13 protein-coding genes are annotated in these 12,781 nt (G+C 66.6%); 2 read left to right on the plus strand and 11 right to left on the minus strand.

What is annotated here, in order from left to right; all coding sequences use genetic code 11:
* Window positions 1–10: 10 nt before the first annotated feature.
* The 7 genes from GUV69_RS07350 to GUV69_RS07375 form a co-directional block, all read right to left on the minus strand.
* The gene (locus GUV69_RS07350) at window positions 11–907 is read right to left on the minus strand and encodes an SseB family protein (RefSeq protein ID WP_164201057.1); all 897 of its coding nucleotides are present in this window, start codon (window positions 905–907) and stop codon (window positions 11–13) included.
* Window positions 908–915: 8 nt separating this feature from the next.
* Window positions 916–1,662, minus strand: coding sequence for a bifunctional 1-(5-phosphoribosyl)-5-((5-phosphoribosylamino)methylideneamino)imidazole-4-carboxamide isomerase/phosphoribosylanthranilate isomerase PriA (gene priA / locus GUV69_RS07355; RefSeq protein WP_164201059.1), 747 nt, complete (start codon window positions 1,660–1,662; stop codon window positions 916–918).
* A 50-nt stretch (window positions 1,663–1,712) separates the two neighbouring features.
* Entirely contained in the window at window positions 1,713–1,871 is a 159-nt protein-coding gene (locus tag GUV69_RS22840) for a hypothetical protein (RefSeq protein WP_167525083.1), read from the minus strand.
* Window positions 1,872–2,603 carry an imidazole glycerol phosphate synthase subunit HisH gene (gene hisH / locus GUV69_RS07360; protein ID WP_164201061.1) on the minus strand — a complete coding sequence of 244 codons (732 nt, stop codon included), beginning with the start codon at window positions 2,601–2,603 and terminating at the stop codon, window positions 1,872–1,874.
* Window positions 2,600–3,226: an imidazoleglycerol-phosphate dehydratase HisB gene (gene hisB / locus GUV69_RS07365; protein ID WP_164201063.1), complete on the minus strand. Its 627-nt coding sequence runs from the start codon at window positions 3,224–3,226 to the stop codon at window positions 2,600–2,602. Before hisB ends, hisH begins: the two co-directional genes overlap by 4 nt.
* A gap of 59 nt (window positions 3,227–3,285) precedes the next feature.
* The gene (locus tag GUV69_RS07370) at window positions 3,286–4,404 is read right to left on the minus strand and encodes a histidinol-phosphate transaminase (RefSeq protein WP_164201065.1); all 1,119 of its coding nucleotides are present in this window, start codon (window positions 4,402–4,404) and stop codon (window positions 3,286–3,288) included.
* Window positions 4,405–4,499: 95 nt separating this feature from the next.
* Window positions 4,500–4,850: a LysM peptidoglycan-binding domain-containing protein gene (locus GUV69_RS07375; protein WP_164206309.1), complete on the minus strand. Its 351-nt coding sequence runs from the start codon at window positions 4,848–4,850 to the stop codon at window positions 4,500–4,502.
* Between the two features lie 476 nt (window positions 4,851–5,326).
* Here GUV69_RS07375 and lexA point away from each other — a divergent pair, with 476 nt between their 5' ends.
* The gene (gene lexA / locus GUV69_RS07380) at window positions 5,327–6,073 is read left to right on the plus strand and encodes a transcriptional repressor LexA (RefSeq protein WP_164201067.1); all 747 of its coding nucleotides are present in this window, start codon (window positions 5,327–5,329) and stop codon (window positions 6,071–6,073) included.
* Between the two features lie 65 nt (window positions 6,074–6,138).
* Here the strand turns inward: lexA and GUV69_RS07385 are convergent, their stop codons facing one another.
* A complete protein-coding gene (locus tag GUV69_RS07385) occupies window positions 6,139–8,196 on the minus strand; it encodes an ATP-dependent DNA helicase (RefSeq protein WP_164201068.1) in 2,058 nt (685 codons plus the stop codon).
* Entirely contained in the window at window positions 8,189–9,754 is a 1,566-nt protein-coding gene (gene hflX, locus GUV69_RS07390; RefSeq protein ID WP_164201070.1) for a GTPase HflX, read from the minus strand. Before hflX ends, GUV69_RS07385 begins: the two co-directional genes overlap by 8 nt.
* A gap of 492 nt (window positions 9,755–10,246) precedes the next feature.
* On the opposite strand from hflX, the gene GUV69_RS07395 reads away from it, so the two are divergent.
* Window positions 10,247–10,861 (plus strand): class I SAM-dependent methyltransferase, encoded by a 615-nt coding sequence (locus tag GUV69_RS07395; protein ID WP_164201073.1) that lies wholly within the window; start codon window positions 10,247–10,249, stop codon window positions 10,859–10,861.
* Here GUV69_RS07395 and dapF read toward each other — a convergent pair.
* Together dapF and miaA are read right to left on the minus strand one after the other, a co-directional pair.
* The gene (gene dapF / locus GUV69_RS07400) at window positions 10,842–11,786 is read right to left on the minus strand and encodes a diaminopimelate epimerase (protein WP_164201075.1); all 945 of its coding nucleotides are present in this window, start codon (window positions 11,784–11,786) and stop codon (window positions 10,842–10,844) included. The genes GUV69_RS07395 and dapF overlap by 20 nt on opposite strands.
* Before the next feature lie 95 nt (window positions 11,787–11,881).
* Window positions 11,882–12,778 (minus strand): tRNA (adenosine(37)-N6)-dimethylallyltransferase MiaA, encoded by an 897-nt coding sequence (gene miaA / locus GUV69_RS07405; protein ID WP_164201077.1) that lies wholly within the window; start codon window positions 12,776–12,778, stop codon window positions 11,882–11,884.
* Between the last annotated feature and the right edge of the window lie 3 nt (window positions 12,779–12,781).

Raw genomic sequence — 12,781 nt, forward strand, 5'->3', positions numbered from 1 at the left:
TGACCGTCAGCTACTGAACTGCGCGCCGCAACTTGATTTCGATCGAGTCGACACGCTCTCCAAACAATACATTCCGTGACCAGGCAGACTGCAGCCCGGACACCAGTTCCTGCACCGCTGCTGCATCGAGGCCGTCCTCGAGGTAGAGCACCACCTGCAGTTCCGGTCCTGCGCCACCGCCGGAGAGCACGACTCCCCCGCGGGTGACGGCCGCCACTCCGGCGCCGGGGCGGAGTTCGATGTTCCGGACGGCTGGGAATCCGGCCGCTGCTGCGGCCATTTCTGCCGCCAGCGCGGAGTCGGTGTACGAAGGAACCCAGTCCTGCTGCTGCGCCAGCGCCCAGACGGCCGGCCGCCGGACTACCAGGGTGACGTCCGAGCCGGGATCGAGGACCAGCAGCTCGGCTCCCTCGGCGACCGCTGAGAGGGCGGCCCGGGCGGCGTACACGGCAACGGGGCGGGCTTCGGGATGCCAGGCAGCCAGTTGATCCGCCGAGGAGAAGGCGGGCATGGCCGTCCGGCCGTCCGCTGCCTTCAACGTGACCAGGGCCATGTCTGCCTGTTTGTCCGCCGCCAGGCCGTCCACACCCTCCGCCTCCGCGCCGAGCCGGGCGATGATGGGGATAAAGACCCGGGCGGTCGCGAGGGACGCCACGACGGCCGCTTCGTCGCCGCTGCCGTCAACCAACGCCCCGACAGCGGCGAGGTAGCCGGAATCGGCCGAGCCGTCGTCGTCCTCGAAGTTGTGGATTTTGCCGTCGTCCCCGGCCAGGCTACGGCCCTCCCAGGGCTGCCCGGCCGAATCGGCCGGGCCGCCTGCGCCGGCTAGGGCGGCAGCGATGTGTCCGGGGAGGTGGCGCGTGACCGGCGTCCCGCCGGTTGCGTCCGCGCTGTGCGTGCTGTCCACCGGGCCGGCTAGCGGCGTCCGGCGACGTCGAGGGCTTCAGGCAGCGTGAAGGCACCGGCGTACAGCGCCTTGCCCACAATCGCGCCTTCAACGCCCAGCGGCACCAGCGACCGGAGGACTTTCAGGTCGTCGAGGCTGGAGATACCACCTGAGGCGACCACCGGCTTGCCGGTCTTCTCCACCATCTGACGCAGCAGTTCCACGTTGGGGCCCTGCAGGGTGCCGTCCTTCGTGACGTCGGTGACAACGTACCGGGAGCACCCGGCCTCTTCCAGCCGGCCCAGGACCTCCCAGAGGTCCCCGCCTTCCTTGGTCCAGCCCCGGCCGGCCAGGGTGGTTCCCCGGACATCAAGCCCGACGGCGATCTTGTCGCCAAAGCGGTCGATGGCCTTGCGGGTCCAGTCGGGGTTTTCCAGGGCTGCGGTGCCCAGGTTGACGCGGGCCACGCCGAGGTCGAGTGCCGCCTCTAGTGACTCATCGTCCCGGAGCCCGCCGGAGAGCTCCACCTTGATGTCCAGCCGGCCGACGACTTCGCGGAGCAGTTCGGCGTTGGAACCGCGGCCAAAGGCTGCATCAAGGTCAACCAGGTGCACCCATTCGGCGCCCTGCTGCTGCCAGTTGAGGGCGGCTTCCAACGGCGTGCCGTAGCTTGTCTCGCTGCCGGCCTCCCCTTGGACCAGCCGGACGGCCTGGCCGTTGACGACATCGACGGCGGGCAGCAGTTCAAGTACCGGCAAATCGGTTGCGGAGGTCATCTCAAATCCTGTTCGGTGGTGTTGTGCCGGGGAGGCTGGGGGTGTGTGGGCTAGTTCCCGGGGAGGGTCAGCAGGTAAGCGGCGATCAGCGACATCAGCGCCAGGACACAGAAACTGATTTGGGTCCACAGTGGTTTCTGCTGCTGCCTGAAGGCCCAGGCACCGCCCACCAGGAGCCCGGCCAGGCCCATCAGGACGATGGACCACATCTAGGCAGTACCAGCGGGGGCCGGTTTGCGAAGACCGTCCACCCAGTTTCGCAGCAGCCGGGCACCGGCGTCACCGGATTTCTCCGGGTGGAACTGCGTGGCGCAGAGCGGACCGTTCTCCACCGCGGCGATAAAGGGGGCACCATGTTCAGACCAGGTCACCAGCGGCGCGGTCATCCTGGGCTGGATCACGTCGAAATTCCAGTCCTGGACGCCGTAGGAGTGGACGAAGTAGAAACGCTCGTCCTCGACGCCGGCGAACAGCTTCGAGCCTTCCGGAACCTGCACCGTATTCCAGCCCATGTGCGGGACCACCTCGGCAGGAAGGAGCTCCACCTTGCCGGGCCACTCGCCCATGCCTTCGGCTTCCGTTCCGTGCTCGACGCCGGCCTCGAACATCACCTGCAGGCCCACGCAGATGGCCAGGACGGGCCGGCCGCCGGCCACGCGCCTGCCGATCAGCCGGATTCCGTCCACAGCCTTGAGCTCGCGCATCACCGTTTCAAAAGCACCGACACCGGGCACCACGAGGCCGTCAGCGTTGAGCACGTCCTCGGCTTTGGAGCTGAGGAGGACCTCGGCTCCGGCCCGTTCGAGGGCCCGCACGGCCGAGCGGACATTGCCTGACCCGTAATCGAGGACGGTCACTGTGGGTTTGCCTTCGGGCGAGACGGGCTTCTTGCCGGTAGCCGGATCGATCACGGCACCGTCCCGGAGGATCTGGCCGGTCACAGGGCACCCTTGGTGGAGGGGATTCCCTCCACGCGGGGGTCGGGTTCGACGGCGGCGCGCAGGGCGCGGGCGAAGGCCTTGAACTGGGCCTCGACGATGTGGTGGGGGTCCCGGCCCGCGATGACGTTCATGTGCAGGCAGATGCCGGCGTGCAGGGTGATGGCCTCGAAGACGTGCCGGGTCAGAGATCCCGTGAAGTGGCCGCCGATCAGGTGGTACTCCTGGCCGGCGGGCTCGCCGCCGTGCACCAGGTAGGGGCGCCCCGAGACGTCCACAACAGCGTGGGCGAGTGCTTCGTCGAGGGGGACGGTGGCCTCGCCGAACCTGCGGATGCCGGCCTTGTTGCCCAGCGCCGTGCGCAGGACTTCACCGAGGGTGATGGCGACGTCCTCCACCGTGTGGTGGACGTCGATGTGGATGTCACCGGTAGCCTTGACCGTCATGTCAATGAGCGAGTGCTTGCACAGCGCCGTGAGCATGTGGTCGTAGAACGGGACGGAGGTGTCGATGTCCGAGACGCCCGTGCCGTCGAGGTTGATCTCCACGAGCACTGACGATTCACTGGTGGCCCGCTCCATGCGGGCAGTCCGGGACTGGGCAGTGTTCGATCCGGTGAAACTCATGGTCATATGTCCTTTAAGCGCAGGAGTGGTGGGGCGCGCGGGGCGCCGGTACTTCAAGTTTAGGCTGGGAGCTTGGCCTGGCGGGCCAGGATGCCCTCCAGGGAGGTCAGGAACGCTGTGGTCTCCGTCTCAGTTCCCGCCGTGACGCGCAGGTGCCCGGGGATCCCGACGTCCCGGATCAGCACCCCGGCGTCAAGCAACTGCTGCCACACCTCGTGCGGGTTATCGAGCCCTCCGAAGAAGACATAGTTGGAGTCGGAAGCCGCGGGCTTGAGGCCCATGCGGGTCAGCTCCGTGACGATGCGGTCCCGCTGTTCCTTGATGTCGCGGACGTCTGCCATCAGGGCAGTCCGGTGCTGAAGTGCGGCGAGGGCCGTCGCTTGCGTGATGGCGGAGAGGTGGTACGGCAGCCGGACCAGGCGGAGGGCGTCCGTGACCTCGGGCGCGGCTGCCATGTAGCCAAGGCGCGCACCGGCGAGGGCGAAGGCCTTGCTCATGGTGCGGGAAACAATCAGTCGTTCCCGGCCGGGGAGCAGGGTCAGGGCGCTGGGCGTGCCGTCGTGGGCAAACTCGTGGTAGGCCTCGTCGACGATGACGATGGTTTGGCTGGCTTCGCCGGCAGCGTAAACCGCTTCCACAACGTCCAGGCCGAGGCCGGTGCCCGTGGGGTTGTTGGGCGAACACAGGAAAACGATGTTGGGCTGGAGTTCCTTGACCTGCAAAGCCGCCGATTCGGCACTGAGCCCGTAACCCTCGGCCCGCTGCCCCACGATGTACTCAGTGTCGGTGCCGCTGGCCAGCAGCGGGTACATGGAATACGTGGGCGGGAAACCCAGGGCCTTGCGGCCGGGACCGCCAAATGCCTGCAGGATCTGCTGGAGTACCTCGTTTGATCCGTTCGCTGCCCAGATGTTGGTGGCGTCGAGCCCGTGGCCAAGGTATTCGGCCAGCGCTTCCCGGAGATCGGTGAACTCACGGTCCGGGTAGCGGTTGAGACCTGCCGCCGCTTCCGCGACGGCCGCGCTGATGGCAGCCTGCACATCCGCCGGGACGCCGTGGGTATTCTCATTGACGTTCAGCAGGATGGGGACATCCAGCTGCGGAGCACCGTACGGGGTCAGCCCGCGGAGGTTGGTCCGGAGGGGAAGTCGGTTCAGGCGCTCTAGCTGGTCATTCACCTGAACAGTTTAGTTCCGAACGGGACGCCCGGAAAATGTGACGGCATCCGCTGGCCGCGGCAGGGACCTCCGGCAGACCTTCTGAGGTGCTGCGCCTACTGAGTGGGGACGAAGAGCTGCTGGCCCGGCACCACGCCGCCGGCAGTGAGGTTGTTCAGCTGCACGATGTCCGCGATGACGTCGCGCGGATCCCGCTCGGGTGCAGCAGCGCCCGCGATGGCCCACAGCGACTGCCCTGCCTGGACTGTCACCGTCACCGTAGGGGTGACGGAGAGGCCGGCGGCGGAATCGGCCGCCTTCGCCGGAGAGGTGAGGAACCCGGCCAGCGAGAGCAGGAGCGCAGCAAGAACCACCAGCGGGATGCCAATGAGCACGATGCGGCCACGGCGGGTGAGCCGGAGAGGCGGCAGGGATTCTTTCCGCTGCACGGACGTAGCGGATGTCAGGGACGGACCGTTCCGGCGCGCGCTCCGGGCGTTCGGTGCCACGGGGTCGGGCGCCTGCGCCGACTCGAGCCGCGAGGTGAGGTGCTGGACTGAAACGAACTGCGGACGGGTGTCCTGCGAAGCAGATATAGCTGACATGAGATGAGCCCTCCTGGACCATACTGTGCTGCCCGGTGCGCCCTGTACGTTGCTGCCTGTTCCGGCCTTGGCCGGCTAAGGACTCGGATATTCGAATCCGAAAGCAACGAATAGAACACATGTTCGAACTTTGCTTCTCCATTTTTAGCACTTATGAACGAATATTGTCGAGACTCGCTAGAACAAATGTTTGAAAAAGCAATGTGGCTGGCCTACGTTTGGATCAAAGAACAACCACTTCTGTAGTTGATCAGCAGGGTCTGACAATCAATCAGCCCGGGCGTTCGAAGGCACCAGCGGCCAGGGCGGAACCGGGGAACCGAAAGGCATTGGCGAACATGGCAGCACCAGCCGCGGAGGGCAAGGCGACGCCGCAGGGCCGCCCGTCCCAAAGGACCCCCAAGGGGCTCACCGCCCGCCAGAAGAAGATCCTGGAGACCATCCAGCGCTCAGTCAATGACAACGGCTATCCACCGTCCATGCGGGAAATTGGCGACACCGTGGGGCTGGCAAGCCTTTCCAGCGTCACGCACCAGCTTTCCCAGCTCGAAAAGTTGGGCTACCTCCGCCGGGACCCTAAGCGGCCGCGCGCCATGGAAGTCCTCATGCCCCTGACACTTGACGGCGGCTCGGCCAAAACCGGCGGCTCAGCCAAGCCGGCAGTACTGCACGGCATCGGTGGAACGGTCACAGACCTCCCCACCGCCATGGACACCGCCATGGTGCCGCTGGTGGGCCGGATCGCGGCCGGCGGACCGATCCTCGCCGATCAGGTGGTTGAAGACGTTATGCCACTCCCCCGCCAGCTCGTCGGGCAGGGCGAGCTGTTTATGCTCCGTGTTGCCGGCGACTCCATGGTGGATGCTGCCATCTGCGACGGCGACTGGGTTGTGGTGCGCCGGCAGGCAGACGCCGCCAATGGGGACATCGTTGCAGCCCTGCTGGATGACGAAGCCACCGTGAAGACGTTCCGGCAGCGGGATGGCCACACGTGGCTGCTGCCGCAGAACACCCGGTACGAGCCGATCCTGGGTGACCATGCCACCATCATGGGCAAGGTCGTGTCGGTCCTCCGGTCGTTGTAGAACCCGGCCGCAGGGGTTTGCGGCAGGGCCCGGGCGATGTCGTCCCGGGCCCTGACACAACGGGGTCAGGCGCCCTTCCCGGCCAGCCTTTCGAGTGCCGCAAACGCTGTCTTGCGGTCAGTCGTCGGCCAGAACGGCGGCAACGCTGCGCGGAGGAAGCCGGCGTAGCGCTCCGTGGCCAGCCGTGAATCGAGGACAGCCACCACTCCTCTGTCTCCCGTCGAGCGGATCAGCCGCCCTGCACCCTGGGCCAGGCGGATGGCCGCGTGCGTGGCGGACACGGCCATAAAGCCGTTTCCACCGGCCTGGGCAACGGCGCGGGAGCGGGCAGTCATCAGCGGATCATCCGGCCGCGGGAACGGAATGCGGTCGATCACCACCAGCCGGCAGGACCCGCCGGGAACATCGACCCCCTGCCACAGGGACATAGTGCCGAACAGGCAGGTGTCCGGCTCGTCAGCGAACTGCTTGACGAGGGCGGTCATGGTGGAGTCGCCCTGGCAGAGGATGCTGAGCCCCAGCCGTGGCCGCATCGCCTCGGCAGCTTCTTCGGCAGCACGGCGTGAGGAAAAGAGACACAGCGCACCGCCCCCGGACGCCCGGATCAGCGACTCCAGTTCATCCAGGGATTCGGGTGATACGCCCCGCCCTGGCTTGGGCAGATGCCCGGCCACGTACAGGATTCCCTGCTTCGGATAGTCGAATGGCGAGCCGACGTCGATACCGGTCCAGCTCGGCGCCCCCTCCCCTACCAGCCCAAGGCCGCCGGCAGCAGGTTCGAACGCCGAGCCGATGGCCAGGGTTGCCGAGGTCAGCACCACGGTGTGGCCGGCGAAGAGCCCTTCACGCAATTTGCCGGCGACGCTGAGCGGCGCGATGTTGATCAACGCCGGAGCTGTCTCATCAGGCTGCGAATAGCCCTGCTGCGGGTCGAAGGAACTGGCGCGGGAAAACCACACGACTTCGCGGTTCTCGCGGGCCACGATGAGCCGTTCACACAGTTCCAGGATCAGCATCAGCCGCGAGCGGGCGAGCTGCCGCCCGCCGTCGGCCGTTTGGCTGCCGTCACCCTTGGAGTCTGACAGGGCAGCCCTGCAGGCTTCCCGCAGCTGGTCCACGCAGTCGAGCTGTTCGTCATTGAGCCCGTTGGGCAGCAGCCCGTTCGGGACTCCTGCCAGTGCGAGTTCGAGGTTGGCGGCGGCTGAATTGAGGGCGTCAACGGTAATGGCGGTGTGTTTCCTCGCCCCGGATGCCGCGGCGTGGATCATCGCGACGGAGAGCTGGCCGGAAACGGCACCGGTGACCCGGTCCTGGAGTTCGTGGGCCTCATCCACCACCACAACGTCGTATTCGGGCAGAACGGCCAGGCCTTCGAACGCGCTGACAGCCAGCATGGCGTGATTGGTGACCACAACGTCGGCCTCGGCCGCGTCATGGCGTGCCAGTTCACTGAAGCATTCGGCGGCCATGGGGCACTTCTGCGCGCCGAGGCATTCCATCGAGGTGACGGAAACCTGCCGCCAGGCGCGGTCCGTGACACCGGGAAGGAGTTCGTCGCGGTCCCCCGTAGCCGTTTTTTCCGCCCACTCGCGCAGGCGCACTACTTCCTTCCCCAGTTGCGACGACGGCCCTCCCATGGCAGCGGCGAAGTGCGGAACGCTGGTGTCCTCGCCCAGAGAGAACAGCTGGCCCTCCGCGGGCTCTTCTGACGGGAACCCGCCTTCGAGCTTGTGCCGGCACACGTAGTTGGAACGGCCCTTGACCAGGGCCACCTTGACGGGGCGGTCCAGGGCAGGAGTGATGGTCTTCAGCAGCCGGGGAAGGTCCCGGCCCACAATCTGGGTCTGAAGAGCAAGCGTTGCCGTGGAAACAAGCGTTGGCTTATCGCTCACCAGCGAGTGGGCAATCAGCGGAATGAGGTACGCAAGGGACTTGCCCGTGCCGGTACCGGCCTGGACAAGAAGGTGGTCCCCGGTTTCGATGGCTTTTGTTACTTGCCGGGCCATCTCATGCTGGCCGGCGCGGCTTTGGCCGCCCATCCCCTCGACGGCCCGGTCGAGCAATTCGATGACGAACTGCTCGCCGGCCGCCTCGGAGATCTCCCCTGCCACCAAATCAGTCATTACTGACGAAGGATTCCAGTTCAGCCGCGAGGCCCTCCCGGACCATCACCACCGCCCGGGTACCGTCCTCGCCATGATCCAGGCTGATGATCTCGGCGTCGGTCTCATGCAGTTTGCTGATGAGGTCGCCACGGTCGTAGGGGATGAGAAGCTCCAGTTTGACGCCGGGCCGCGGAATCCCGTCGCTGATGGCCTTGAGCAGCTCGGCGATCCCCTGGCCGGTCCGGGCCGATACCACCACGTGGCGTGGCTCGCGCTGCTTGAGGCGCTCCACCACAAACGGATCTGCGGCGTCAGCCTTGTTGAGCACGATGATCTCGGGGACTTTGCGGGCGTCCACCTCGCTGAAGACCTTGCGGACAGCGGCGATCTGGCCCTCGGGGTCCGGGTGGGAGGCGTCCACCACGTGGAGGATCAGGTCAGCGTCCGCCACCTCCTCCAGGGTTGAACGGAAAGCTTCCACCAGCTGGGTGGGCAGCGACCGCACGAAACCCACGGTATCGGCCAGCGTGTAGCCGAGGCCGTCTGAGGTCTCGGCCTTGCGCACGGTGGGATCCAGGGTGGCGAAGAGCGCGTTCTCCACCAGCACACCGGCGTCGGTGAGCCTGTTCAGCAGGGAGGACTTACCGGCGTTGGTGTATCCGGCGATCGCCACCGAGGGCACTGAATTACGACGGCGGTTGGCCCGTTTCGTTTCCCGTGCCGGCTTCATCGCGGCGATCTCCCGCCGGAGCTTGGCCATGCGGGTGCGGATCCGGCGGCGGTCCAGTTCGATCTTCGTCTCACCGGGCCCGCGCGAACCCATGCCTGCACCGGCACCACCCACTTGGCCACCGGCCTGGCGGGACATCGACTCACCCCAGCCACGCAGGCGTGGCAGGAGGTATTCGAGCTGTGCCAGTTCCACCTGGGCCTTGCCCTCGCGGCTCTTGGCGTGCTGGGCAAAGATGTCAAGGATCAGGGCCGTCCGGTCGATAACCTTGACCTTGACGATGTCCTCGAGTGCACGGCGCTGGGACGGTGCCAGTTCGGCATCAACCACTACGGTGTCCGCGCCCGTGGCCATCACAATTTCCTTGAGTTCGAGGGCCTTTCCGGAGCCCAGGAACGTGCCGGGGTCAGGTTTGGCACGGCGCTGGACCATGCCGTCGAGGACCTCCGAACCAGCAGTCTCGGCGAGGGCGGCAAGTTCGCGCAGGGAGTTTTCGGCGTCTGCCAGTGTGCCTTCGGACCACAGCCCGGCGAGGACAACGCGTTCGAGCCGCAACTGACGGTATTCGACTTCGGTGACGTCTTCGAGTTCCGTGGACAGGCCGGCCACGCGGCGCAGCGCCCGGCGTTCCTCCAGGTCCTGCTGGTCGCCGTCGTAGCTTGTGTGTTCATCGTCCTGGCCGGAAATGGCCTGGGCCCTGCCAAACACGGCCCGGTCGCCGTCTGCGGCGGTGACGTTCCTGGCCGGGACGTCTTTGGCGAGAATCCGGTCGATGACAGCCTGGATTTCCTCGGGACTCATGTCCTGGGCTGCTGGATCGGAACCGGTGTTGGGCTGACTGGTCATGTTCTCCTTTGAAGATTCGGCATTTTCAGAATAGTGCGGATTGGCGGTGGGTGGTGAAGTATTCGCGCTGGGCTGACGGCTTGCGGTCATCCTGGCCTCCTGGTCTGTCCTTCGCGCCGGCCAAAGCGTGGCGCACCGGGTGGGTGGCATCGCGGCTGGACGGGGCGGCGTGCTCCGGATCACTGGATGCGTGAAGTCGGGGGTGGCGCAGGCAGTCTCGGGCAGGGACCGGCACGGGGCTGATCACTCGAGTCTGGCCCTGCGGCAGGATGGGCCCCGGGGGCCTCTCCTGTGGCGCACATGCGGAAGGCTGGAGCCTGCATCGCTGTGGGGCACGGTTTCGGGACGGGCGGCTTGTAAAAGCGGGCCCGCGCCGGCTACTCGAAGATCAAGAACATGGGTTCCAGATTAGCAGAACCGCGGGGTGCCGCTTTCCAGCGCCGGTGCAGCCCGTTTCGCTTTGTCCGCGGCAGCCAACTAATCTGGCCAGTTATGGAGTCCGCACACTATTTCAGCGCATCACCGGCCGGGCCTTTCACCCGCAAGTCCCTCACGGTGGAACTGGCCGGCGAGACCCGTACCCTGCAGACCTCCGCGGGGATCTTCAGCCCCGACGGCATTGACAAGGGAACAGCGGTCCTGCTGGCGGAAGTCCCCGCTCCTTCGCCCTCCGGGAACCTTCTGGACATCGGCTGCGGGTGGGGGCCCATCGCACTGACCCTCGCCCTGCGTGCACCCAAGGCAAGGGTCTACGCCGTGGATGTCAACGAACGCTGCATCACGCTGACCAACGAGAACGCGGCATTGCTTGGCCTGGGGAATGTGGTGGCCAGCACTCCCGACGCGGTTGATCCTGACCTGCGGTTCGACACCATCTGGTCCAACCCACCCATCCGGATCGGCAAGGACGAACTGCACAGCCTGCTGATGCTCTGGCTCCCCCGCCTGGCGCCGGGCGGTTCAGCCTGGCTGGTGGTGCAGAAGAACCTCGGCTCCGACTCGCTTCAGCGCTGGCTGGCGGCCGAACTCGATGACTCGTTCACTGTCACCCGTGAGAGCACCGCCAAGTCCTTCCGGATCCTGCGGGTCAGGAAAGCGTCCCGCTAGCCACGATCACCGCGGGGCCACTGAGCTCAACATGTTCGTGGCCGGCCGCACCGGCAAAAAATTTGACCCCGACGACGCCACCCGGCACGTTCACAAGCCAGGAGTCGGGCGCTTCGGCACCTGCCCAATGGCGGATGGCCACCGCGGCGGCACAGGCGCCGGTTCCGCACGACTGGGTCTCGCCCACACCGCGCTCATGGACCCGCATGGTGACGGTGCCTACGCCGTTGTGGACCAGCGGTTCGGAGGGCACCACGAATTCGACATTGGTGCCGTTGGCGGGCACCGGGTCCACCTTGGGTGCCGTGAAGAGTCTGGTGGATTCCAGTTCCGACAGTTCCGCCAGGGCAACCACTGTGTGGGGGTTGCCCATGCTCACAGACAAGGCCGGGCGCGGAACTTCGAGGCCGTCCGCGGTCACGAGCGAATCCATGGCTTTGGCAGATGCTTCCCCTGGGAAAATGAACTCCCACGGCCCCATGTCCACGGCGTAGTTCTCGCCGGTCCGGACCACGGTCTTGACCCCGCCACGCGTTCCGATGGTGAGCGATCCGCCGTCGGGCAGGTCCACCAGGCCCTCGGCGCGCAGGAAGTGCACAAAAACGCGGACGCCGTTGCCGCACATTTCCGAGAGCGACCCGTCGCCGTTGCGGTAATCCATGAACCATTCAGCCTCGGGGCTGGTGCCCAGGAGTTCGCGGCCTTCAGAAAGGTAGCGGGACGGCACGGCCCTGATGAGGCCGTCCCCGCCGATGCCGCGGTGCCGGTCGCACAGCGCCGCGACCTGCGCAGCGTCGATGGTGTGGACGCCGTCCGGATCAGCGATCAGCACAAAGTCGTTGCCCGTCCCGTGCCCCTTGGAGAAGCGGAGTCCGCCCAGTGTGCGGAAGGCGGGCTCAGCGGTTTCTGCGGGGGTTGTGTCCATGTTCTTAGATTACCGGCCGGGCAATAAACCGCTAAACGGCCGACGGCGGCAAACGGCGGGGCGGCCGCGCCTGCCTGCTGTGGGTGGCCGGGACCTCAGCCGGCCAGTGCCGCGGCCCGGGCAACAAGGTCCGGGGCCTGCCAGTCGAGCCAGCTGATGCGCGGGTCCGCCCGGAACCAGGTGAGCTGACGCCGGGCGAACTGCCGGGTGGCCACAATGGTGTCTTCGGCCGCCTCAGCGACCGTTGAGGCGCCGTCGAGCACTTTCAGGAACTGGGCGTAGCCCAGGGCACGTGACGCGGTCTTCCCCTGCCGCAATCCTGCGGCGTCAAGCCGGCGCGCTTCCTCAAGCAGGCCGTGGTCCACCATCCTGTGGACCCGCAGGGCCAGCCGCTCACGCAGCACGTCGCGGTCCACGGCCAGCCCGATCTGCACGGCCGGCCGGAAGTACTCCCGCCGGGGCATAAAGGAACTGAATGCCCTGCCGGTGAGCTGGTGCACTTCGAGGGCCCTGATGATCCGCCGGGCATCGTTGACGCGTCCGGCGGACACCGGGTCCACTTCCCGGAGCCTTGCCAGAAGGGCCTCCTGGCCGATTGCCTCAAGCTCGGCCTCCAGTTCCCGCCGGAGGTCCGGGTCGGTGCCCGGGAATTCCAGCACGTCGAGGGCCGCCCGCACGTAGAGTCCCGAGCCGCCGGCCAGAATGGCGCGTTTGCCCCGGGCATGGATGCCGCTGATGATCTCCCTGGCCTGCTGCTGGAAGTCGGACACGCTGGCTTCCTGCGTGACGTCCATGGTGTCGAGCAGGTGGTGCGGTATGCCCCGGCGCTCAGGCAGGGTGATTTTGGCGGTGCCGATGTCCATGCCCCGGTAGAACTGCATGGCATCGGCATTGATCACCTCGCCGTCCAGCGCCAAGGCAAGGCTGACCGCCAGATCCGACTTACCTGAGCCGGTAGGTCCGACTACTGCGATGACCGGAGGCCGGGCCACCGG

The sequence above is a fragment of the [Micrococcus luteus] ATCC 49442 genome, assembly GCF_010367585.1.
Taxonomy (GTDB): domain Bacteria; phylum Actinomycetota; class Actinomycetes; order Actinomycetales; family Micrococcaceae; genus Arthrobacter; species Arthrobacter luteus_A.

Coding starts and splice junctions, on each gene's coding strand:
- priA (WP_164201059.1), bottom strand. CDS start 1,662: ATGACCTCCGCAACCGATTTGCCGGTACTTGAACTGCTGCCCGCCGTC.
- GUV69_RS22840 (WP_167525083.1), bottom strand. CDS start 1,871: ATGTGGTCCATCGTCCTGATGGGCCTGGCCGGGCTCCTGGTGGGCGGT.
- hisB (WP_164201063.1), bottom strand. CDS start 3,226: ATGAGTTTCACCGGATCGAACACTGCCCAGTCCCGGACTGCCCGCATG.
- lexA (WP_164201067.1), top strand. CDS start 5,327: ATGGCAGCACCAGCCGCGGAGGGCAAGGCGACGCCGCAGGGCCGCCCG.
- GUV69_RS07385 (WP_164201068.1), bottom strand. CDS start 8,196: ATGACTGATTTGGTGGCAGGGGAGATCTCCGAGGCGGCCGGCGAGCAG.
- hflX (WP_164201070.1), bottom strand. CDS start 9,754: ATGACCAGTCAGCCCAACACCGGTTCCGATCCAGCAGCCCAGGACATG.
- GUV69_RS07395 (WP_164201073.1), top strand. CDS start 10,247: ATGGAGTCCGCACACTATTTCAGCGCATCACCGGCCGGGCCTTTCACC.
- dapF (WP_164201075.1), bottom strand. CDS start 11,786: ATGGACACAACCCCCGCAGAAACCGCTGAGCCCGCCTTCCGCACACTG.